Annotated in this window: 17 protein-coding genes; 14 read left to right on the top strand and 3 right to left on the bottom strand. The window is 66.0% G+C overall.

Annotation, left to right across the window (positions count from 1 at the left end; all coding sequences use genetic code 11):
* Positions 1-59: 59 nt before the first annotated feature.
* Together CAL12_RS18860 and CAL12_RS18855 are read left to right on the top strand one after the other, a co-directional pair.
* Positions 60-1904, top strand: coding sequence for an acyl-CoA dehydrogenase (locus tag CAL12_RS18860; protein WP_086066032.1), 1845 nt, complete (start codon positions 60-62; stop codon positions 1902-1904).
* Positions 1905-2077: 173 nt separating this feature from the next.
* Positions 2078-2719 carry a peroxiredoxin gene (locus tag CAL12_RS18855; RefSeq protein ID WP_086066031.1) on the top strand — a complete coding sequence of 214 codons (642 nt, stop codon included), beginning with the start codon at positions 2078-2080 and terminating at the stop codon, positions 2717-2719.
* Between the two features lie 76 nt (positions 2720-2795).
* On the opposite strand, the gene CAL12_RS18850 is transcribed toward CAL12_RS18855, so the two are convergent.
* Positions 2796-3692 carry a 2OG-Fe(II) oxygenase gene (locus CAL12_RS18850; RefSeq protein ID WP_086066030.1) on the bottom strand — a complete coding sequence of 299 codons (897 nt, stop codon included), beginning with the start codon at positions 3690-3692 and terminating at the stop codon, positions 2796-2798.
* Positions 3693-3928: 236 nt separating this feature from the next.
* Here CAL12_RS18850 and CAL12_RS18845 point away from each other — a divergent pair, with 236 nt between their 5' ends.
* From CAL12_RS18845 to CAL12_RS18835, 3 genes are read left to right on the top strand one after another with little or no spacing between them, the layout of a single operon-like run.
* Entirely contained in the window at positions 3929-5965 is a 2037-nt protein-coding gene (locus CAL12_RS18845) for an alkaline phosphatase D family protein (protein WP_086066029.1), read from the top strand.
* A 43-nt stretch (positions 5966-6008) separates the two neighbouring features.
* The gene (locus CAL12_RS18840; protein ID WP_086066028.1) at positions 6009-8288 is read left to right on the top strand and encodes an alkaline phosphatase family protein; all 2280 of its coding nucleotides are present in this window, start codon (positions 6009-6011) and stop codon (positions 8286-8288) included.
* Entirely contained in the window at positions 8288-9721 is a 1434-nt protein-coding gene (locus CAL12_RS18835) for a cytochrome-c peroxidase (protein WP_086066027.1), read from the top strand. The genes CAL12_RS18840 and CAL12_RS18835 overlap by 1 nt, the downstream gene beginning before the upstream one ends.
* Positions 9722-9741: 20 nt before the next feature.
* Here the strand turns inward: CAL12_RS18835 and CAL12_RS18830 are convergent, their stop codons facing one another.
* Positions 9742-10650 carry a LysR family transcriptional regulator gene (locus CAL12_RS18830; RefSeq protein ID WP_086066026.1) on the bottom strand — a complete coding sequence of 303 codons (909 nt, stop codon included), beginning with the start codon at positions 10648-10650 and terminating at the stop codon, positions 9742-9744.
* A 163-nt stretch (positions 10651-10813) separates the two neighbouring features.
* On the opposite strand from CAL12_RS18830, the gene CAL12_RS18825 reads away from it, so the two are divergent.
* The 5 genes from CAL12_RS18825 (at position 10814) to CAL12_RS18805 (ending at position 15602) form a co-directional block, all read left to right on the top strand.
* Complete coding sequence (locus tag CAL12_RS18825) at positions 10814-11830, top strand: Bug family tripartite tricarboxylate transporter substrate binding protein (RefSeq protein WP_086066025.1); 1017 nt, start codon at positions 10814-10816, stop codon at positions 11828-11830.
* A 2-nt stretch (positions 11831-11832) separates the two neighbouring features.
* A complete protein-coding gene (locus CAL12_RS18820; protein WP_157793030.1) occupies positions 11833-12711 on the top strand; it encodes an amidohydrolase family protein in 879 nt (292 codons plus the stop codon).
* A 9-nt stretch (positions 12712-12720) separates the two neighbouring features.
* On the top strand, positions 12721-13716 hold the full coding sequence (locus CAL12_RS18815) for a hydroxyacid dehydrogenase (protein ID WP_086066023.1): 996 nt from the start codon (positions 12721-12723) through the stop codon (positions 13714-13716).
* A 41-nt stretch (positions 13717-13757) separates the two neighbouring features.
* Positions 13758-14468, top strand: coding sequence for an RraA family protein (locus CAL12_RS18810; protein ID WP_086066022.1), 711 nt, complete (start codon positions 13758-13760; stop codon positions 14466-14468).
* 147 nt (positions 14469-14615) lie between these two features.
* Positions 14616-15602, top strand: a complete 987-nt coding sequence (locus CAL12_RS18805; RefSeq protein WP_086066021.1) for a Bug family tripartite tricarboxylate transporter substrate binding protein — start codon at positions 14616-14618, stop codon at positions 15600-15602.
* Between the two features lie 53 nt (positions 15603-15655).
* On the opposite strand, the gene CAL12_RS18800 is transcribed toward CAL12_RS18805, so the two are convergent.
* Positions 15656-16585, bottom strand: a complete 930-nt coding sequence (locus CAL12_RS18800) for a LysR family transcriptional regulator (protein WP_420042730.1) — start codon at positions 16583-16585, stop codon at positions 15656-15658.
* A 132-nt stretch (positions 16586-16717) separates the two neighbouring features.
* Between CAL12_RS18800 and mdcA the strand changes: the two genes are divergently transcribed.
* From mdcA to CAL12_RS18780, 4 genes are read left to right on the top strand one after another with little or no spacing between them, the layout of a single operon-like run.
* Positions 16718-18376, top strand: coding sequence for a malonate decarboxylase subunit alpha (gene mdcA / locus CAL12_RS18795; protein WP_086066020.1), 1659 nt, complete (start codon positions 16718-16720; stop codon positions 18374-18376).
* A complete protein-coding gene (locus tag CAL12_RS18790) occupies positions 18376-19281 on the top strand; it encodes a triphosphoribosyl-dephospho-CoA synthase (RefSeq protein WP_086066019.1) in 906 nt (301 codons plus the stop codon). Before mdcA ends, CAL12_RS18790 begins: the two co-directional genes overlap by 1 nt.
* Positions 19262-19570, top strand: coding sequence for a malonate decarboxylase subunit delta (locus CAL12_RS18785; RefSeq protein WP_086066018.1), 309 nt, complete (start codon positions 19262-19264; stop codon positions 19568-19570). Before CAL12_RS18790 ends, CAL12_RS18785 begins: the two co-directional genes overlap by 20 nt.
* A complete protein-coding gene (locus tag CAL12_RS18780) occupies positions 19570-20415 on the top strand; it encodes a biotin-independent malonate decarboxylase subunit beta (RefSeq protein ID WP_198298505.1) in 846 nt (281 codons plus the stop codon). Before CAL12_RS18785 ends, CAL12_RS18780 begins: the two co-directional genes overlap by 1 nt.
* Positions 20416-20443 lie beyond the last annotated feature (28 nt).

Here is a 20443-nt window from a genome sequence, read left to right as displayed (position 1 = left end):
GAACGGCCGTCCTCGCGTGGGGCGGCCGTTTTGTTTTTCTCGCTGGAAAAGGAGACGACATGACCTACCACGTGCCCCTCGCGGACATCCGTTTCACGCTCAAGGAGCTGGCCGGCCTGGATCAGGTGCTGGCGCTGCCCGGCTATGAGGAGGTCGGCGCCGATATCGCGGACGCCGTGCTGCGCGAAAACGCGCGCTTCGTCGAGCAGGCCGTGGCGCCCTTGAATCGCGTCGGTGACCGCCAGCCCGCCGTGTGGAAGGACGGCGCGGTGGCGACCCCGCCGGGTTACGTCGAGGCCTACAGGGATTATGCGCAGGGCGGCTGGCAAGGCCTGCTGCATCCGGTCGAGCGCGGCGGGCAGGGACTGCCCAAGCTGATCGCCGCCACCGCCAACGAGAACATCAACTCGGCCTGCCTGGCGTTCTCCTTATGCCCCTTGCTGACCGATGGCGTGATAGAGGCCTTGCTGACGGTCGGCAGCGAGACGCTGCGCGATGTCTACGTGCCCAAGCTGGTGTCCGGCACATGGACCGGCACGATGAACCTGACGGAGCCGCAGGCGGGTTCGGACCTGGCGCAGGTGGCCACCCGCGCCGTACCGCAGCCGGACGGCAGCTATCGGCTGACGGGGCAGAAAATCTACATCACCTATGGCGAGCACGATATGGCGGAGAACATCGTGCATCTGGTGCTGGCGCGCACGCCCGATGCGCCACCCGGGGTCAAGGGGATATCGCTGTTCGTCGTGCCGAAATTCCTGCCGGATGCCAATGACGCGCCGGGGCGACGCAACGACGTCTGGTGCGCGTCGCTGGAGCACAAGCTGGGCATCCATGGCAGCCCGACCGCCGTATTGCTGTACGGCGCCGGCAAGGGCGAGGCCGGCGAGGGCGCCATCGGCTTCCTGGTGGGCCAGGAGAATCACGGCCTGGAATACATGTTCATCATGATGAACGCGGCCCGTTTCGCGGTCGGCCAGCAGGGCGTGGCGCTGGCCGAACGGGCCACGCAGCAGGCGGTGGCCTATGCGCGCGAACGTGTCCAGGGCCGCGCCGTGGAAGGTTCCAGCGGACCGGTGACCATCGCGCATCATCCGGACGTGCAGCGCATGCTGCTGACCATGCGCGCGCTGACCGAAGGCGGCCGGGCGCTGTCCTACGTGACCGCCGCCGCGTGCGATCTGTCGCATCATCATCCGGATGCCGAGACGCGGGCCAGGAATCGTGCGTTCTATGAATTCCTCGTGCCCGTGGTCAAGGGCTATTGCACGGAGTCCGCTGTAGAGGTCGCATCGCTGGGCGTGCAGGTGCACGGCGGCATGGGGTATATCGAGGAAACCGGCGCCGCGCAACATTATCGTGATGCCCGCATCCTGCCCATCTACGAAGGCACCACGGCCATCCAGGCCAACGACCTGATCGGCCGCAAGCTGTTGCGCGACAGCGGCGCCACGGCGCGCCATATCTTGCAGGCCATAGGCGCCACCCTGGAGGAGCTGCGCGCGGCCCAGGCCGACGCCTCGCCGGAGGATGCCAAGGCCCTGGCGCTGATGCACGCCAACCTGGGTCGGGCGATGCAGGCCCAGCAGCAGGCCCTGGAGTTCATGGCGCGCACGGCCATGACCCAGGTGCGCGCCGTTTTCTCCGGCAGCGTGCCCTTCCTGATGCTCACCGGCGTGTTGCTGGCCGGATGGCAGATGGCGCGCGCGGCGCTGGCCTGCCATCGCCGTCTGCGTTCGAACGATGGCGGCACGGCGGAGTGGTCGCCCGAGTTCCTGCGCAACAAACTGGCGACGGCCACCTTCCATGGCGCGCATATTCTGCCCCGTGCCGTCTCGCTGTCCGCCGCGGTGCAGGCCGGCGACGTCGTCGACGCGTGCGCGGCTTACTCCGATATTTCATAACGTTATATGGATTTCGGCTTTTACCTCCTGCGGTTTGATGCAAGAATCACGCATCGGGAGAGCGCCGCGGACACGAACGGCGCGTCCCAACACGTAGCCGGGTTTTCCATGCCACATGCCATGCCACCGTGCCATGCGACCGGCATTCTTCACCTCTGGAAATAGGATCGAACATGGGACAACTACGCTTGGGCGATGAAGCCCCCGATTTCGAGCAAAAATCTTCCGTCGGCCCCATCCGCTTTCACGAGTACCTGGGCAACAGTTGGGGCGTGCTTTTCTCGCACCCTGCCGATTTCACGCCGGTGTGCACGACCGAACTGGGCTATACCGCGAAGCTCGCCGACGAGTTCGCCAAGCGCAACGTGAAGGTGCTGGCGCTGTCGGTCGACGCGGTGGATTCGCATAACAAGTGGATCGACGATATCAACGACACGCAGGGCACCAAGGTCAATTTCCCCATCATCGCGGATGACGATCGCAAGGTGGCCGAGCTGTACGACATGATCCACCCGAATGCCAGCGCGACGGCCACGGTACGCTCGGTGTTCATCGTCGACCCGGCCAAGAAGGTGCGCCTGATCATCACCTATCCGGCTAGCACCGGGCGCAACTTCAACGAGATCCTGCGCGTGATCGACTCGCTGCAATTGACGGACAGCCACAGCGTGGCCACGCCCGTGAACTGGGAGGACGGCGATGACGTGATCATCGTTCCTTCCCTGAAGGACGAAGAAGTCATCAAGCAGAAATTCCCCAAGGGCTACAAGGCGGTGCGGCCGTATCTGCGCATCACGCCTCAGCCGAACAAATAAGCGCCAGGCCGCATGGCCAAGGGCCGCGTCCTTCATCGAAGGCGCGGCCTTTTTCTTTCCAGGCAGCGTAGGGCGCCTACGCGCCGCGTGGCACGAAGACCCGGTCGCGCACCCACTTGGTGGCGATCCATTTCTCGCCTTGCAGCACCGGCGCGCCGGCATGCAGGGACGCCGGGTCGCCGGCCGCCGGATCGCCGGGCCGCACGCCAGTGCCGTATTCGAAATGCAGCGCATGGCCTCGCCGCGGAACCACCGACCAGCCGACTTCCGGAAACGTGGTCTCGCCGCCCGCCGGCACATCGTTCAGGTACATGATGAAGGTGCAGACGCGCTGGCCGCTGCGCGCGATGGAAGCGCGATTGGCCTCGTTCACCGGCATCAGGAAGTCGAAATGGGGCGTGCTTTCCGCGCCGGTGGGGTAGTGCAGGATCTGCAGGCCTTCGCCATGGTCCACGGGCCGGTCGATCAAGCGCGCGATACGCCGCTCGATGGCCTGGATCACCGCATTCTCGCCAGGCCGGAAGAACATGCCCCAACTGCTGCGGTGATCCTTCGCCACGTCCAGGCCGGTGATCGGATCCACGACCAGCGACGGCCGCAGGCGCGGGCGCGCGGCTGATATCAGCTGTTCGCATTCCTCATCCCCGAGCACGTTGGACAGCAAGGTCGCGGCAGGCCGCGACAGTCGCGCCAGCACGCGTACCCGGCGATCCTCCGTTTCCATCGTTGACGCTTCCCGTCGGGGGCGGCCCGCCGCAGGAGATGTCTCCGTCTCCAGCACGAGCTTGCCGTCAGGCAATGGGCCGCGATGCCGCAGGGCATGGATCACCGCGTTGACCATGGCGTTCGCGAGATCGGGCTGGGTGCCGTTCGACATCAGTTCGCGGACGATGTCGCGGCCATCGGCGCCGCGGTCCAGGTTGTGCGCGATCCAGTCGCGCACCGGATTCGAGAACTTCACGGTAATAGGCATGGGCGCGATCTTAGGCCGCGCACTGTGAACCGTGCTTGACGGTGCGCTGTCTGCGGCCTGAATGGATTGTGGCAGTGTCTTCTGCGCGTACCAATTGTGTAACGGTGGCGCAATTTGCGTATGGGGTAATGCCGCACCCAAAACAATCCCGCGCTTGGCCGACGTGAGCAGTCGGACCAGCAATCGCGCAAGCCACTGGACCAGGCAGCGGATCAACCAACCCGATATTGGTGAACATGGATCGTCGCAAATTTATCAAGTGGGGCAGCTTCCTAACCGTCTCCGTCGCCATGACGGGCACGCTTACCGCATGCGGTGGCGGCAGTGACGACGATGACGATGGCGGAGGCCAGGCCGGCAATGGCAACAACCCGCCACCCGATAACGGCAACCCGCCGCCGCCCTCCACCTCGTTCGCGCATGGGGTGGCTTCCGGCGATCCCAAGCCAGACAGCATCATCCTATGGACCCGCGTCGATGGCGACAACGGCACCGATCCGGTGAAGCTGACGGTGCAGATGGCCACCGACGACACGTTCTCCAAGCTGCTGGTGAACGACACGATAGAGGCCGATCCTTCATTCGACTACACGGTGCGGCACAAGGTGATCGGACTGGACCCGGCCACCAGCTACTTCTACCGCTTCGTCATGGGCGGCACCAACAGCACGACTGGCAGGACCAAGACCGCGCCGGCCGAAGGTGCCGGTGTCGCGCAACTGAAGTTCGGCTTCATCTCCTGTCAGGACTGGAACGCCAACCACTGGGCCGCCTTCAGCGAGATGCTGAACGAGGACCTGGATTTCGTGGTCCATCTGGGCGACTACATCTACGAGACGCTGCCCGCGCACGTGCTGACCGGGCAGACCGAAAAGGCCCACACCGCGTTGGCCCTGCCCAATGGCACCAAGATGGATGACGGTTCGGTCTACGCCACGACGACCGACGACTACCGCACCCTGTACAAGAGCTATCGCGCCGATCCGCGCCTGCAGGCCCTGCATGCGCGCTTCCCGGTCATCGCGATCTGGGACGATCACGAGTTTTCCGACGACGCCTGGCAGGACCATCAAACCTACACGCCGACCGACGACCAGACCGAGCACGTCGCGCGGCGCCGCAGCGCCAACCAGGCATGGTTCGAGTACATGCCCGCCGACGTCACGCTGGATCTGAGCAACCCGTCTTTCGAGAACATCCAGATCTATCGTTCCTTCACTTTCGGTTCTTTGGCCACGCTGGTCATGACCGACGAACGCCTGTACCGCGACGACCACGTCATCCCCGAATCGGCCGCTGGCGGTTTCCTGGGCAGCCGCTACCTCGTGTCCCGCGATACGCTGGCCGCCGCGGAACAGGCCAAGATCAGCGCGGGCGGCACGCAGTCCATGCTGGGCGCCACGCAACTGGCCTGGTGGAAGGACCAGATGCTGGCCAGCAAGGCCAGGACGGCATGGCGCCTGTGGGGCAACGAGGTTTCCCTGCTGCGCATGCAGGTCGACGGCCAGGAGGCTGTGGTGCAACTGGTCACCGACGCCATCGTGGCGACGGACCCGGGCGATCTGGCGCCGCTGCGCAACACTGCCATCCTGCCGGCAGTGCGCCAGGACATCCAGGCGATCAAGACCTCCGGCACGCTGCCGGGCGCCTTCACCGCCATACATGCCTTGTTCGACCATGCCTTCGGCGTCGACACGGTGAATGCATCGGTCGCCGCGATCAATGCGATCCTGCCGCCGGTTTCCTTCCTGAACGTCATCCTGTTCGACGCCGACCAATGGGACGGCTACAACAGCGAGCGCAAGGACATGATGGCCTTCCTGAAGAACAACGCGATCGCGAACGTGGTGGCCCTGACCGGCGACATCCACGCGTTCTTCTCGGGCCCGGTGATGGACGACTTCGATGCCACCACCCCGGTCCCGGTCATGGTGGACCTGGTGACGGCCGGCGTATCCAGCACGTCGCTGTTCCGCTTCTACGTGGATGAAATCCACAACGTGCCGTCGCTGGCTGGCCTGCAGCCGCTGGTCTACCAGAACGTGACCAATCGCCTGAACGGCACGATGTCCACCTACAACAGCTGGCTGAAGTACATCGACACCGACGCCCAGGGCTACGCGGTGGTCACGCTGACCGCCGACAAGCTGACCTGCGATTTCCGCAAGATGAAGCCGTTGGTCAATGGCGAGCTGCCGGCGTCGCCCGCCGTGGCCAGCACGGTGACTGTGACGGTCGATACCGGCGTCGCCGCGGTCAACGTGCCCACCTGAATTCCAGCATTCCCCTCCACGTCGTTCAAAAGGGAACAGACTCATGACCCTATCCAAGCAAACCCGGCGCGCGCCTTTCTATGCCACGCTGACCGTGATCGCGGCCTCGCTGGCGCTGGCCGGCTGTGGCGGCGGCGACGACGATACGTCCAGTTCGTCGGCCGCGCCCCCGAGCAACGATCCTCCCGTCGCCATGACCATGCAGGGCGTGGTCACCGGCTCCAGCTACACACCGGGCAGCCAGGCCAATCCGACCATAGATGCCGCTTATTTCCAGAACGCCAAGGTCTGTATCGACGCCAACGGCAACGGCAAGTGCGATGCGGATGAAAACCCGGTGGTGACCGACGCCAACGGCGCGTTTTCCCTGCAAGCGGCCGCCGTGGCGCCGCTGCTGGCCGACGTCGGCACGGACGCCACCAACACGGCCACCGGCGCCAAGGTTGCCAGACGCATGGCGCTGCGCGTATCGGCCGAGCAGATCCAGGACCAGGGCGCCGCCAAGATCGTCATCAGCCCCATGTCCAGCGAAATCCAGCGCATGGTCGAAGACGACAGCAGCAACTATGCGGCCGAAAAGGCCAACCTGGCCGCGCGGTTGAACGTGCAGCCGGCCGACGTCATCGTCGACGTGCATGGCACGCAAGGCGCGACGCGTACCTCGCTGCTGTTCGAGACTAACCAGCTCGGCAACCGCTACACCTACGCCACCACCAAGCTGGACCGCGGCGATCTCTACCCGGACGCACTGGCGGTCGCCGGCGGCGATCCGGAACTGACCAACAAGATCAACGTCACGCCGGATACTGCCACCACGCCGGAAACCCGCAAGCCCATTACCTTCCTGCAGGCGCAGCAGGCTGCCTTCAATGTCGAAGGTATCCCGCGCTACGACCACTTGTTCGTCCTGTTCCTGGAAAACAAGGGCTCCAACACCATCCTGAACCAGCCGTTCGCGCCCAAGATCGCCCAGTACCTGAAGGCCAACAATCAGCTGACCAACTATTTTTCGACGGGACAGCCGAGCGAACCGAACTATACGGCGGTCGGCGGCGGCGACGACTTCGGCATTACCGACGACTCGCAGTGGAACTGCAGCGCCACCGGTGCGAACGCCCCCAAGGACCCGCTGCCCACGCACGACAAGCCGGGCCTGGTGTCCTCGCCCTTCAGCGCCACCGCCAATTGCGACGGCACCAATCACAACATCACCGCGCCCAATCTGTTCACCGCGCTGGAAAGCGTCGGGATGAACTGGCGCGTGTATGGCGAGACCATGAATCCCGGCCAGGATCCGCGCACCGACAGCGTGGGCGATGCCGCGATCACGGGGATCGACAATGCCTATCCGAACGGCATCGGTAACGATCCCACGCCGATTCCTTCCGGTGGCACGGTGCCCTTGCCGGGAAATATGTACCGCACCAAGCACCATCCGGCCATGCCTTACCAGGACGCGCGCCTGTTGCCGGACTTCTTCTTCAGCAACCGCACGCTGGGCGGCGGGCAGTTCGACGCGAACATGAAGAACGGCACGAAGTATGTCGTTCCGGCCAACTACGATGCCGACCAGTTCGGCAAGGATCTGGAAAGCGGCGACGTCGGCGCGCTGAACTTCCTGATTCCCGACCAGTGCGACGACATGCACAGCACGACCGAGAAAACCACCAGCGGTGCGCTGACCACCGATTGCGCGGGCTCGGCCATCATCACGCGCGGCGACAACTACGTCGATTACATCATCAAGAAGATCCAGGCGTCGGCGGTGTGGAAGAATACCCAGCAGCGTTCGGCCATCGTCATCATGTTCGACGAAGCCACCGCCAGCAGCGGCTTCAATTCCTGCTGCGGCTGGAACGTCAGCAACAGCACGGTATCGCAGCCCCTGAAGGAAAACCCCGACGGCAGCTTCGCGCCCGACGCGTCGGTGGTGAACTACACCGAAGGCAACCATGGCCATGGAAATTCGATCTTCCTGATCGTGACCAACCAGCCCAAGGCGCCCAAGGGCGTGGTCGATAGCGACGCGTACAGCCATTTTTCCTTCGTGCGCACCATGCAGGACATGTTCCAGCTGGCGGATCCGGCGGTCGACGGCAGCTATATGAACCGTTCCAAGTACACGGAAAAGTTCATCGCCGAGCATCTGCAGATGCTGCCGGAGTTCGCCAACAGCGGCGACACGCACTTCGACGCGGTGCGGCCCATGAATCACGCGTTCGTGATCCCGGCCGATTATCGCCAGAAGCAGTCCACCGACGCCGCGACGGCGCCCCAGGTCGGTCCTGACAAGACGCAGGTCAGCGTGTGGGCGGTGAAGTAATGCGCAAGCGTTTCCTGGCCGCGACCGGCCTGTTGGCGATGGCCGCCGGCGTTGGCCTGGCGGCCGGCGCCGGCCAGGGCCAGGGTGACGCGCCGGCGGCGGACGCGGCGTCCGCCCCCTGGCACAACCCCGTGATCCGGCAGAAGCCGCTCAGCCTGGCCGCGCAGGTGGGCCAGAAGCTGTTCTTCGATCACGACATGTCGGGCTCGCGCAAGATTTCCTGTGCAACCTGCCACGATCCGAACTTTGCCTATGGCCCGCCCAACAACCTTGCCGCGCAGCTCGGCGGGCAGGCCATGACCCAGCGCGGGGTGCGCGCAGTGCCCTCGCTGCGCTACAAGGACAAGACGCCGCCATACTCCGACCTGCTGGACAACCCGGACGCCATCAGCGTGCCGGGCCCGGGCGGCGGCTTCGACTGGGACGGACGCGCGGCCAACCATGCCGACCAGGCCCAGGGCCCGCTGCTGGACCCGGTCGAAATGGCCAATGCGTCGGCCGCGGAGGTCGTCGCCAAGGTGAAGGCCGCCGACTACGCGCCGCTGTTCCGCCAGGCCTTCGGCGAACACGCCCTGGACGACACCGCCGCGGCGTTTCGCGACCTGACGGCGGCGCTGCAGGCCTTCCAGCTGGAGGACATCAGCTTCCGGCCTTACAACAGCAAGTTCGATATGTACACATCGAACAAGAAGGGCGGACAGCTCACCATCGCCGAACTGCGCGGGCTGAAGGTGTTCGCCGATCCGAACACCGGCAATTGCGCGTCCTGCCATTACCAGGGCGCCGGGTTCCGCGGCAGCAGCGCGCTGTTCACCGATTTTTCGTACGAGGCCATCGGCGTACCGCGCAACGACCTGCATGCGACCGCGCCGGGCGCCAACCATAACGACATCCCCGCCAACGACAAGGACGCGGGCCGCTTCGATATGGGACTGTGCGGACCGCAGCGGCCTGATCACAAGCTGGAGGAAGACGGCGCTCCCAGCCATTTCTGCGGCATGTTCAAGGCGCCAACGCTACGCAACGTGGCGCTGCGGCAGGCGTTCTTCCATAACGGCGTGATCCATACGCTGGAGCAGGCGATCCGGTTCTACAACACCCGCGACACCAACCCGGAGCTCTGGTACCCCACGTCCGGCGGCAAGGTCCTGAAGCCCGGCGACCCCGGTTACGACCCGGCCTACCCCAGCTATGGGCTGATCACGGTCCAGTACGCCAAGGGCACGGGCCACGTGGAGAAGTACAACGATCTGCCGCGGCGGTATTGGGCCAATATCGATACCCAGATGCCGCTGGACGGCCGGGCGGCAGGCTCGACGCCGCCCATGTCGGAGCAGGACGTGCACGACCTGATCTGCTTCCTGAATACGCTGACCGACGACTACCGGCCCGGCGCGGCGCCTACCGCGGCGCAGAAGGCCTGCATCGATTGAGGCCTGGCGGGCGCCACCGGTCAATCCATCTTGTGGAACAGCGCCTGTCCGTGTTCTCGCAGCAGGCTTACAAGCTTCTCCGCCGCGGGTGAAAGACTGACCTCCTTCGGGTAGGTCAGTCCGAAGTTGCGCACCAGCGTGGTCGTCGGCAGCGGAATTTCTCGCAGACGTCCGCGGCTGGCCTGGATGGTGCGCCGGGAGACGAAGCTGAGCAGATGCGTGTCGGCGATGACGTGGGGAATGAGCGGAATGGAGTTGGTCTCGATCTGCGTCTGCGGCGGCGTCAGGCCGCGCGATGCGAAGACCTGGTCCAGCCATACCCGGCTGGCCACGCTCACGTTGGGTAGCGCCCAGCGGTAGCGCGTCAATTGCTCCAGCGTAACGGGCTTGCGGGCGCGCAGGATGGGATGCCCGGCGCCCGCCGCCACGACCACGATGTCTTCCAGCAAGGTGTCGTAGACGAATTCGGCGTCGTCATGTTCGGGCACGAAGCCCAGCACGAGATCCAGATTGCCGTCGCGCAGTTCGATACGCGACTCGTAGTTCATGCGTATCGACAGCTTGAGCTGCACGTCCGGAGCCTCGCGCAGCAGGCGGCGCGAGATGGTAGGCAGCAGATACTCGGCGCCCAGCGGACCGCAACCCAGTCGCACGATGCCCGCTCGGCCTTGCCCGAGCGCAGCAACCTCGTCCCGCACGGCATCGGAAGCATTCAGCAGCGGCGCGGCACGCGCAAGCAGGGCCGAGCCGGCCGCGCTCAGGCGTTGCCCGCGGCCGACACGTTCGAACAGCCGCGCACCCAACGATGCCTCCAGGCGTGCGATGGCCTTGATCAGCGCGGGCTGGGAACGATGCACGGCGTCCGCCGCACGTCGCGTATTGCCGGCGTGGGCAAGGGCGACGAAGTACTTCAGATCACGCAGGTCCATGGGTTTGATATCCAGAAGGAATCAATTGATCAAAATTTTACAGTAGACCTGATCAATCGCCGACGCTGACAATGCCGTCAGTGCCTGGACCCCGCGCGCATCGACCGCCGGTCTTGCCACAGGGCCACCCCGGCCGCAAAACGACAACGAGACGGAGACGAATTTGAATTCATCGCCTAGCACCCCGGGCGGGCGCGGTACGCGCCCGGCCCGCATCGGACACATCCTGACATGCGCCGCCGCGCTGTGCCTGTCCGCCATGGCGCACGCCCAGGATGCCTATCCCACGCGTCCCATCACCTTGGTCGTGCCTTTCGCCCCGGGGGGCAACATCGACACCACGGCCCGCATCATCTCCGCCGAGCTGGGCCGCCAGCTCGGCCAATCCGTGGTGGTCGAAAACCGTGCCGGCGCGGGTGGGGTGATCGGTGCGACCTATGTGGCGCGCGCCAAGCCGGACGGCTATACCTTGCTGCTTGGCAACTCCGGTCCGAACGCGGTGGCCAACGCTGTCAGCAAACGCGTCCCCTACGATGGCGTTACCAGTTTCACGCCGATCGCCGCGATCACCACCAATCCGTCGGTGCTGACGATCTCAACCAAGGTGCCCGCGCGGAACTTCAAGGAATTCCAGCAATATGCGCTGTCGCAGCCGAATGGCGTCACGGTGGGCATCGCGGGATACGGTTCCTATACCCATCTAGTTGCGGCGCTGATCAACGACAGGGGCGGGCTCAAGGCCACCATCGTGCCGTACAAGGGCACCGGGCCGGCCGCGACCGACCTGATGGGCCAGCAGCTCGACGCCATGGTCGACCAGATCACCACGGCCGCGCCGCTGGTGCGCGATGGACGCGTCAAGGCGGTCGCCCAGACCGGCGAGCAGCGTTCGCCTCTGTTGCCCGACGTGCCCACGATGGCCGAGCAAGGCCATCCCGAGTTGACCTCCATCATCTACACCGGCCTGTTCGGCCCGGCCGGCATGCCAGCCGACGTCACCGCCAAGCTGGCGCACGCGATGGACCAGGTGCGCCGCAACGAGGGCGTGCGCCAGCGCTTCCAGGAAATCGGCGCCGACGTTTCCACCCTGACGACCGAGCAGTTCCCGGATTACGTCCGTGCCGATGCGCAGCGCTGGGCGCGTGCCGCGCAACAGGCGCATGTTTCGGTGGATGAGTGACGGTGGGACCGACGTCCGCGTTGGCCGTCTGCGACTGCCATATCCATATCAACGATCCGGCGTATGCCTATGTGGCAGGTGCGGACCTGCATCCGCCGCCGGCCACCGTGGCTGCGTATGAGCCTGTGCGACAGGCCTTGGGGATCGCTCGCGTGGTCGTGGTCCAGCCCTCGAGTTATGGCCTGGACAATCGGTGCACGCTCGACGCAGTACGGCGGTTCAACCACGAAGGCGTGGCGGCGCGTGCGGTGGTCGTCATCGATCCGGATATCGATGAAGGCGAACTGGCCGCGCTGCACCGGGCCGGCGCGCGTGGCGTCCGCTTCAACCTGCTGCGTCCCACACCCGTGTCGGGCGAGGCGTTGTCCAGGGTTGCGCGCCGAATCGCGGCACGGGGATGGCACGTGCAGCTGCATGCCGCCGCGGACACGATAGCGGCCATGGCCCCGGCGCTGCTGGACCTGCCAGTGCCCCTGGTGATCGATCACATGGGGCGCATGCCGTCCGAGGCATGCGACGCTCACCCCGCCATGAGCGCCATTGCGAGGCTGCTGAAGCGGCGCAACACCTGGATCAAGTTGTCCGGCCTGGAGCTGGACGGCGCCTCGCATGCGCCGGCTTACCGGCCGCAGGCAGCGCTTGCGCGCCGGCTCGTGGATATCGCGGCGGATCGCATGGTGTGGGGAACGAATTGGCCCCATCCCGCGACGGCTTGCCGCGGCGAGCCCATGCCGGATGATGCCGCGCTACTCGATTGGCTGTCCGCGGTGGCGCCCGACGCCGCGCTGCGCCGCGCCATCCTCTGGGATAACCCCAAGCAACTCTATGGTTTCGAGTCGGCCCATTCCGAGGCGGAAGGCCATCGCCAGATTTCTTCCTGAGAATTCCTCATGACCCATACCGTTTTCGTTACCGCTCCCAGGCTCGCGCAGGCCGGCGTGGACCTGTTGCAAGCCGCCGGCGCGCGTGTGATCTTCCTGCCCGATGCCGATGACGTCGCGGGCGTGCGTGCCATCATGGCTCGGGAGCCTGTCGATGCCGTCATATCCCGTACCGTAGCGCTCGACAGCCAGGCCATCGCGGCATGCCCGACATTGAAGGTCGTCTCCAAGCATGGCGTTGGGGTCAGCAATATCGATGTGGCCGCCTGCACCGAACGCGGCATCCCGGTCTATGTCACGCCCGGCGCCAATGCCCAGTCCGTTGCGGAAATGACCCTGGGCCTGTTGTTCGCGGCCGCGCGCCGCATCAACTGGATGGACGGCGAATTGCGCGCCGGCCGCTGGTCGCGTGCCCAGGATGGCCTGGAACTGCGGGGCCGCGCATTGGGCCTCGTGGGTTTCGGCCAGATCGGTCAGCGCGTGGCGCGCGTGTGCCTGGCGCTGGGGATGCGTGTGCATGCCTGCGATCCTGCGCTGCGCGGCGCGTCCAGTCCGGTTGCCGACGTCACGTTGTGGGATACGCTGGACGACATGCTGCCGCATTGCGACGTGCTCAGCCTGCACGTGCCGCTGAATGCCCATACCCGCAATCTTCTGGACGGTGCGCGCCTGGCGCGCCTGCCCAAGGGCGCCATCCTCCTCAATACCGCGCGCGGCGAAGTGGTGGACGAATCCGCGCTGGTGCAGGCACTGCAAACCGGGCAGCTCTATGCGGCCGGCCTGGACACCATGGCGGTCGAACCCCTGCCGCCCGACAGCCCGCTGCTGCAGTTGCGCAACGTGGTGCTGACGCCGCACGTCGGTGGTTCCACTCCGGCGGCGCTGGCGGGCATGGCCTCTGGCGCCGCCCGCAACGTGCTCGGCTGGTTGCGGGGAGAACCCGTCGATGCCGCGGCTTGCGTGAACGCGTCCGTGCTGGCGCAAGCCGCCGCACTGCGGGCCTGAAGCAGAGCACATTTTCTTCCCGAGATTTCCTGGAGCGATACATGACGCAAGCCCCCCCGAATTCCGCCGGCCTTTCGTGGCCTGCCGGCTACCGCATCAATCCGCGCGCGGCGGGCCCTGCCGCCGACATCGTCCAGGGCTTCCGCGGCCTGCCCGCGGCGGCCATCGGCGATTCCATGAGCCGCAACGTCGGCGCCTTTGGACTGCGCCAGTACCACGCGAGGCTGGATACGACGATATGCGGGCCGGCCTTCACGGTGCGCGTGCGCCCGGGCGACAACCTGATGATCCACAAGGCCTTGATGATGGTGCAGCCGGGTGACGTGCTCGTCATCGACGGCGGGGGCGACCTGACGCAGGCGCTGGTCGGCGGGCTGATGCGCACCACGTGCGTGGCGCGCAAGCTGGCGGGGCTGGTCATCGACGGAGCCGTGCGCGACCTGGTCGAGTGGGCCGAGGACGGCATGCCCATCTGGGCCCGTGGCCATACGCACCGTGGCCCGACCAAGGACGGTCCGGGAGAAATCAATGTGCCGATCACCTGCGCGGGTATGGTGGTGCTCCCGGGCGACCTCGTCGTCGCGGATGCCGATGGCGTGATCGCCGTGCGTGCCGAAGAGGCCGCCGATATCCTGGGGCGCACGCGCGCCCATCTGCAAAAGGAAGCCGCCATACGCGAGACCAATCGCGCGGGGACGGCGGATCCGGAGCGCTTCGATGCTGTGCTGCGGGCCAAGGGCCTGCCCGTCTGAGCAGGGCGAGGCATCGCCGGGCGCCGTTTGCCCCGGCGAAACCGTTACGATAAGGCCAGCGCCGCGGGTCCGCGGCCAACACGCGCCGGATAGAGCGCCAGATACAGACAGCGTGCAAACGCGCTGGAAAACAGGAGACAGCCCCTCATGGACCGACGTCATTTCCTCCAGGCTGCGGCGACCGCCACGCTGCTGCCGGCCACGCTCACGCCCGCGATCGCCAGAGCGCAATCAGCCGACTGGCCCAAGTCTCCCATCAAGCTCGTGGTGCCGTTTCCGCCCGGCGGCGGCACCGACACGGTGTCGCGGCTGATGGCGGAGAAACTGACCTTGCTGGACAAGTGGCAGGTCATCGTCGACAACCGTCCCGGGGCGGCCGGCAATATCGGCTTGGACCAGGTCTCCAAGGCGCGCCCGGACGGATATACGCTGGCCATGGCGCAGACGTCCAATATGGCCATCAATCCGGCGTTGTACGCCAACATGCCTTTCGATCCCTTGAAGGATCTGACGCCCATCGTCGAGGTCTGCGCGCAGCCCGTCGTGCTGGTGGTGCGCAACGAGTCGCCCTTCAAGACGCTGGCCGACCTGGTCCAGGCCGCCAGGCGTGAACCGGGCAAGTACACGGTTGCCCAGGCCGGACTGGGGACGGTGGGCCATTTGGCCGGCGAGATGTTGATACGCGTGGCCGGCATCGAGATGATGCAGGTGCCGTACAAGGGGGCAGGGCCGGCGATGACCGATCTCCTGGGCGGGCAGGTGGATACGTACTTCGGCAGTGCGGCGTCGGTGATGCCGCAACTGCAGGCCAGGAAGATACGTGGCCTGGCGGTCACGTCCGCGCGGCGCTTGCCCGGGCTGCCCGATTTGCCGACCGTGGCCGAACAAGGTTATGCGGATTTCGAAGCGACGACGTGGCTGGGGCTGGTCGGCCCGGCCGGCGTGCCTGCCAACGTCGTGGCGACCGTCAACGCCGCCGTCAATGCCGTTCTGGCGCGCAAGGACGTTGAGGATCGTCTGCTCGCCGAAGGCAATGCGCCGCTCGGGGGCACCCCGCAGGCGTTCGCGCAAGTGATACGGAGCGAACACGAGAAGTGGGGCAAGCTGATACGCGGCGCCAAGATTCAAGGTTGAATAGATAAGCGTGGCCGGTGGATATCGGCCGCTCGACATTGATCATGCCGTCGCTACTTGACATCATGGCGCTTGAACACACGGCATTCCGCCGACAGCGCCAGCAGGTTCGGATCGCGCTCCCGGTTGCGGGCAAATAACAGGGTGATGCGCTGGCTGGTCGCGTAACGCCGCGCCAGCGGGATCAGCTGGATCTGCGGACTGAACTCGGCGATGCGCCCGGGCAGCAGGGCATAGCCCATGCCGCCGCTGACCAGGTTGATCAGCGAGAAGATATCCCCCACCCGCATGGCGATGCGAGGCTGGAAGCCTGCCACGTCGAAGGCGTGGGTGAAGTCCTGATACGTTGCGAAGTCGTCGTTCAGGCTGACGAAGTCGGCGTCGCGCAACCCCAGCAGGTCGATCTCGCGATGTTGCGCGTAGGGCGATCCTGGCGGCGCGGCGAACCATATGTCGTCGTCGAAGACCGGCACCGGCTGCAGGTCTGACGGCGTATCGCGTTCGTGCAGCGCGATGACGATCGCGTCCAGTTCCCCATCGCTCAACTTGCGCAGTAAATCGCGATTGGAACCGAGCGTCAGGTCCACGTCCAATTCCGGACGCCGGGTTTTGACGCCCATCAGCAGGCGCGGGATCGTGTTCAGCGTCAGCGAGTAAAGCGCGCCTACTTTAAGGCGCGCGCCGCCCACGCCGGCCGCCTGCCGTGCTTTTTCGATGCCGCTCGCGCAGGCCCGCAGCGCGCGTTCCGCGTCCTCGGCGAAGACGTAGGCGGACGCCAGTGGAATCAGTTTCCGGCCGTCGCGGCGGAACAGCGGGCAGCGCAGGCCTTCCTCCAGCGAGTGCAGCGCCCGGTGCACGCTGACGACGCTCAGGTCGAGCGCCTCGCTGACGCGCGTCATATTGCCCAGCTCCAGGAAGCTCAGGAATATCTCCAGCTTGCGGAAGCTGACCTGCTCATCGATATGCACGGCCGGGCTAGTCATGTCCTTGGCTCCATTACCGTTTTTGCGTCTAGTTTATTACTTTAAAGGTAATAAAACGCCAGTTGGGTTTATTGAAGCGTCGACGCTTGCCACCTATCGTCTCCATACCCCTTGCGAATTCATGGAGCGACGATGCAAACAGCTGCCGCAGCGGATCGATGGAGCAGGCGTCGGGCGGAAAAACGCCGCCGCCTGGATGGCATCAGGCATCTGGCCACGGGCGCGGTGCTGCGCAGCGACGCCATCGTGCCGGCCCTGGAGGCCTTGATCGGCCCTGGCGACCGGGTGGTGCTCGAGGGCAACAACCAGAAGCAGGCGGACTTCCTGTCGCGCGCTTTGAGCCAGGTGGATGCCCGGAAGGTCCACGACATTCATCTCATCATGCCCAGCGTGAGCCGGCCCGAGCATCTGGACGTGTTCGAACGCGGCATCGCCCGCAAGCTGGATTTCGCCTTCGCCGGACCCCAGAGCCTGCGTATCTCGCAGCTGCTGCAGGATGGGGCGATGGAGGTGGGCGCGATCCACACGTATATCGAGCTTTACGCACGCCTGTACGTGGACCTGATCCCCAACATCGTCCTGGTGGCCGGCTACAGCGCGGACCGGCAGGGCAATCTGTACACGGGTCCCAGCACCGAAGATACGCCGGCGCTGGTGGAAGCCGCGGCATTTCACGATGGCATCGTGATCGCGCAGGTGAACGAGATCGTCGACGATGTCGCGGATCTGGCGCGCGTCGACGTGCCCGGCGACTGGATCGATCTGGTCGTCCAGGCCGACAGGCCGTTCTTCATCGAGCCGCTGTTCACCCGCGATCCGCGCCACATCACGCCCATGCAGGTATTGATGGCGATGATGGCGATACGCGGGGTGTACGAGCGCCATAACGTGCAGTCGCTCAACCACGGGATAGGCTTCAACACCGCCGCCATCGAACTGATCCTGCCGACCTATGGCGAGAAACTGGGTTTGAAGGGGAAGATCTGCCGCCACTGGACCCTGAACCCGCACCCCACGCTGATTCCGGCCATCGAGTCGGGATGGGTGGAGAGCGTGCATTGTTTCGGCGGCGAGCTCGGCATGGAAGCCTATGTGGCCGCGCGACCGGATATCTTCTTCACGGGCCGCGACGGTTCATTGCGGTCGAACCGGGCACTCTGCCAGTTGGCGGGCCAGTACGCGGTCGATCTCTTCATCGGATCCACGCTGCAGATGGACGGGCTGGCGAATTCCTCGACGGTGACGCGCGGCCGGCTCGCCGGCTTCGGCGGCGCGCCCAACATGGGCCACGATCCGCGCGGCCGCCGGCATCCGACGCCGGCATGGCTGGACCTGATCGAAGGGGACGACCCCTTGTCGCGGGGACGCAAGCTGGTGGTGCAGGTGGTGGAAACCTTCCAGGCCGGCGGCCGCCCATGCATCGTGGAGTCCCTGGATGCCGTGCAGGTGGGCCGCGAGAGCGGCATGCCGCTGGCGCCGATCATGATCTACGGCGACGACGTGACGCACGTGCTCACGGAAGAAGGCATCGCCTACCTGTACAAGGCCGGTTCGCTGGACGAGCGCAAGTCCATGATCGCGGCGGTGTCGGGCGTCACGCCCGTCGGCCTGACGCATGATCCGAAACGGACGGACGACTTGCGCCGTCGCGGCCTGGTCGCCTTGCCCGAGGACCTGGGCGTGCATCGCCACGAAGCGACGCGGTCGCTGCTGGCGGCAAAAAGCGTCGCCGACCTGGTGACCTGGTCGGATGGCCTGTACGACCCACCGGCCAAGTTCAGGAGCTGGTGATGGACGCGATATGCACCCAGACGCGCGCGCGGGATACCGCCGCCTACCTGGCCGGACAGGCGGTCGAGGCGCTGATCGACGAGGCCACGCTCGCGCCCAAGCCGGGGCTGGTGGACATCCGCAGCCGGGGCGCGCACAAGGATTTGAACTGGTCCCTGATGTGCCTGTCGGCACACACGCTGCGGCCCACCTTCCAGGCCTGCGCCCATGCGGTCCGCGATGCGGCCGATGCGCGTGGGCTCAGGCAGCGCATCGGCAGCCTGGGCCGCGCCGGTGAAGCGGCGATGCTGGCGGCCACGAAGGGCGTGAATACGCATCGGGGCGCGATCTGGGCCCTGGGCCTGCTGGTGACCGCAGCCGCATTGCCGGGCGGCTGGCGCGCGGACCGGATCTGCGCAAGCGCGGGTGCGCTGGCCCGCCTGCGCGACGACGGCGCGCCGGAACGCACCGGACACAAGGGCGAACGGGCACGACTGGCATACGGCGTCGGCGGTGCGAAAGGCCAGGCGCAGGCGGATTTCCCGCATGTGTTGCGGGTCGCCTTGCCGCAATTGTGGCGTTCACGTGCTCGCGGGGATGCCGAGAACGCCTGCCGCCTGAACGCGCTGGTGGCGATCATGGCGGACCTGGATGACACCTGCGTGCTGGCGCGCGGCGGGCGCGCGGCGCTGGCCTATATGCAACACGCGGCGGCCGAGGTCCTTGCGGCCGGCGGCGCCGGGCAAATCGGCGGGCGTGCCGCTTTGCGCCGGCTGGAACAGGGCCTGTTGGATATCCAGGTATCACCCGGCGGCGCCGCCGATCTGCTGGCCGCCGCCTTGTTCCTGGATCGGCTGGAGCGAGCGGGCGATCCGCCGTCGGCGTCTATCGAAAACGGAGCGATGTATGGAAGCAATGACTTTTGAATTCGAGGCTGGGCGGCCCGCGGCCGGCCGCGCCCTGGCCGGCGTTGTCGGTTCGGGCGATCTTGAGGTCCTGCTCGAGCCGGCCGTGGCGGGCAAGACCGTCGTCGCGATCACCACGTCGGTGGATGGCATGGCCGCGATCTGGAAGGCGGTGCTGGCCCGCGTGCTGCACGAGGCGCTGCCCGCCGCGATGATCGAGATCCACGATTCCGGCGCGACGCCCGGCGTCGTGCGCATGCGCCTGGAGCAGGCCTTCGAACAGCTTGCCGACGAGACGGGGGATGCGTGATGGATGCACAGGAAATGCTGGAGCGCGCCAGCTTTATCGAGCTGAGCGCGCGTGAGCGCGCCCGCGCCCTGCTTGATGCGGGGACGATGCGCGAGCTGATCGATCCCTTCGAGCGCATGATGTCGCCATGGCTGCCGCCGCAAGGCGTGGTGCCGCAAGCCGATGACGGCGTGATCGTGGCGAAAGGCCGCATACAGGGTCGATCCGTGGTGGTCCTGGCGATCGAAGGCGCGTATCAGGGCGGCAGCATGGGCGAAGTGGGCGGCGCCAAGATCGCCGGCGCGCTGGAGCTCGCGGCCGAGGATAACCGCGCGGGCATCGCCACCAGCGCCGTGGTGTTGTTCGAGACCGGCGGCGTACGCTTGCAGGAAGCCAACCTGGGACTGGCGGCCATCGCGGAGATACACGCGGCCATCGTGGACCTGCGCCGCTACCAGCCTGTGGTAGGCGTGGTCGCGGGCACCGTCGGTTGCTTCGGCGGCATGTCCATCGCCGCGGGATTGTGCAGCTATCTCATCGTCACGCGCGAGGCCCGCATAGGCTTGAACGGGCCGCAGGTCATCGAGCAGGAAGCCGGCCTGGCCGAATACGACTCGCGGGATCGTCCCTTCATCTGGGGGCTTACCGGTGGCGAGCAACGTTATGCGTCCCGTCTCGCGGATGCCTATGTCGACGACGATGCGGACAAGGTTCGCGAGCAGGTACGGGGCTGCCTGGACATGGGAAATCCCGCACGGTTCCGCAGCAACCGGGTCGACGACTTCCTGGCTTGCCTGGCGCGGGTCGACGCCACGGAACAGGCGCGGCCCGAGGCCGTGCGTGCCTTGTATCAGAAGGGGCTTTGATCATGCCGCATGAACAATCCCGAAGTGG

This window comes from Bordetella genomosp. 8 (assembly GCF_002119685.1).
Classification (GTDB): domain Bacteria; phylum Pseudomonadota; class Gammaproteobacteria; order Burkholderiales; family Burkholderiaceae_B; genus Bordetella_C.
The sequence above is the reverse complement of the archived record's forward strand: the minus strand, read 5'-3'. Positions and strand labels throughout refer to the sequence as shown.

What these genes read in the sequence shown, in the direction of transcription:
- CAL12_RS18860 (WP_086066032.1), top strand. Translation starts at nt 60, where the DNA reads ATGACCTACCACGTGCCCCTCGCGGACATCCGTTTCACGCTCAAGGAG.
- CAL12_RS18855 (WP_086066031.1), top strand. Translation starts at nt 2,078, where the DNA reads ATGGGACAACTACGCTTGGGCGATGAAGCCCCCGATTTCGAGCAAAAA.
- CAL12_RS18850 (WP_086066030.1), bottom strand. Translation starts at nt 3,692, where the DNA reads ATGCCTATTACCGTGAAGTTCTCGAATCCGGTGCGCGACTGGATCGCG.
- CAL12_RS18845 (WP_086066029.1), top strand. Translation starts at nt 3,929, where the DNA reads ATGGATCGTCGCAAATTTATCAAGTGGGGCAGCTTCCTAACCGTCTCC.
- CAL12_RS18840 (WP_086066028.1), top strand. Translation starts at nt 6,009, where the DNA reads ATGACCCTATCCAAGCAAACCCGGCGCGCGCCTTTCTATGCCACGCTG.
- CAL12_RS18835 (WP_086066027.1), top strand. Translation starts at nt 8,288, where the DNA reads ATGCGCAAGCGTTTCCTGGCCGCGACCGGCCTGTTGGCGATGGCCGCC.
- CAL12_RS18830 (WP_086066026.1), bottom strand. Translation starts at nt 10,650, where the DNA reads ATGGACCTGCGTGATCTGAAGTACTTCGTCGCCCTTGCCCACGCCGGC.
- CAL12_RS18815 (WP_086066023.1), top strand. Translation starts at nt 12,721, where the DNA reads ATGACCCATACCGTTTTCGTTACCGCTCCCAGGCTCGCGCAGGCCGGC.
- CAL12_RS18810 (WP_086066022.1), top strand. Translation starts at nt 13,758, where the DNA reads ATGACGCAAGCCCCCCCGAATTCCGCCGGCCTTTCGTGGCCTGCCGGC.
- CAL12_RS18805 (WP_086066021.1), top strand. Translation starts at nt 14,616, where the DNA reads ATGGACCGACGTCATTTCCTCCAGGCTGCGGCGACCGCCACGCTGCTG.
- CAL12_RS18800 (WP_420042730.1), bottom strand. Translation starts at nt 16,585, where the DNA reads ATGACTAGCCCGGCCGTGCATATCGATGAGCAGGTCAGCTTCCGCAAG.
- mdcA (WP_086066020.1), top strand. Translation starts at nt 16,718, where the DNA reads ATGCAAACAGCTGCCGCAGCGGATCGATGGAGCAGGCGTCGGGCGGAA.
- CAL12_RS18790 (WP_086066019.1), top strand. Translation starts at nt 18,376, where the DNA reads ATGGACGCGATATGCACCCAGACGCGCGCGCGGGATACCGCCGCCTAC.
- CAL12_RS18785 (WP_086066018.1), top strand. Translation starts at nt 19,262, where the DNA reads ATGGAAGCAATGACTTTTGAATTCGAGGCTGGGCGGCCCGCGGCCGGC.
- CAL12_RS18780 (WP_198298505.1), top strand. Translation starts at nt 19,570, where the DNA reads ATGGATGCACAGGAAATGCTGGAGCGCGCCAGCTTTATCGAGCTGAGC.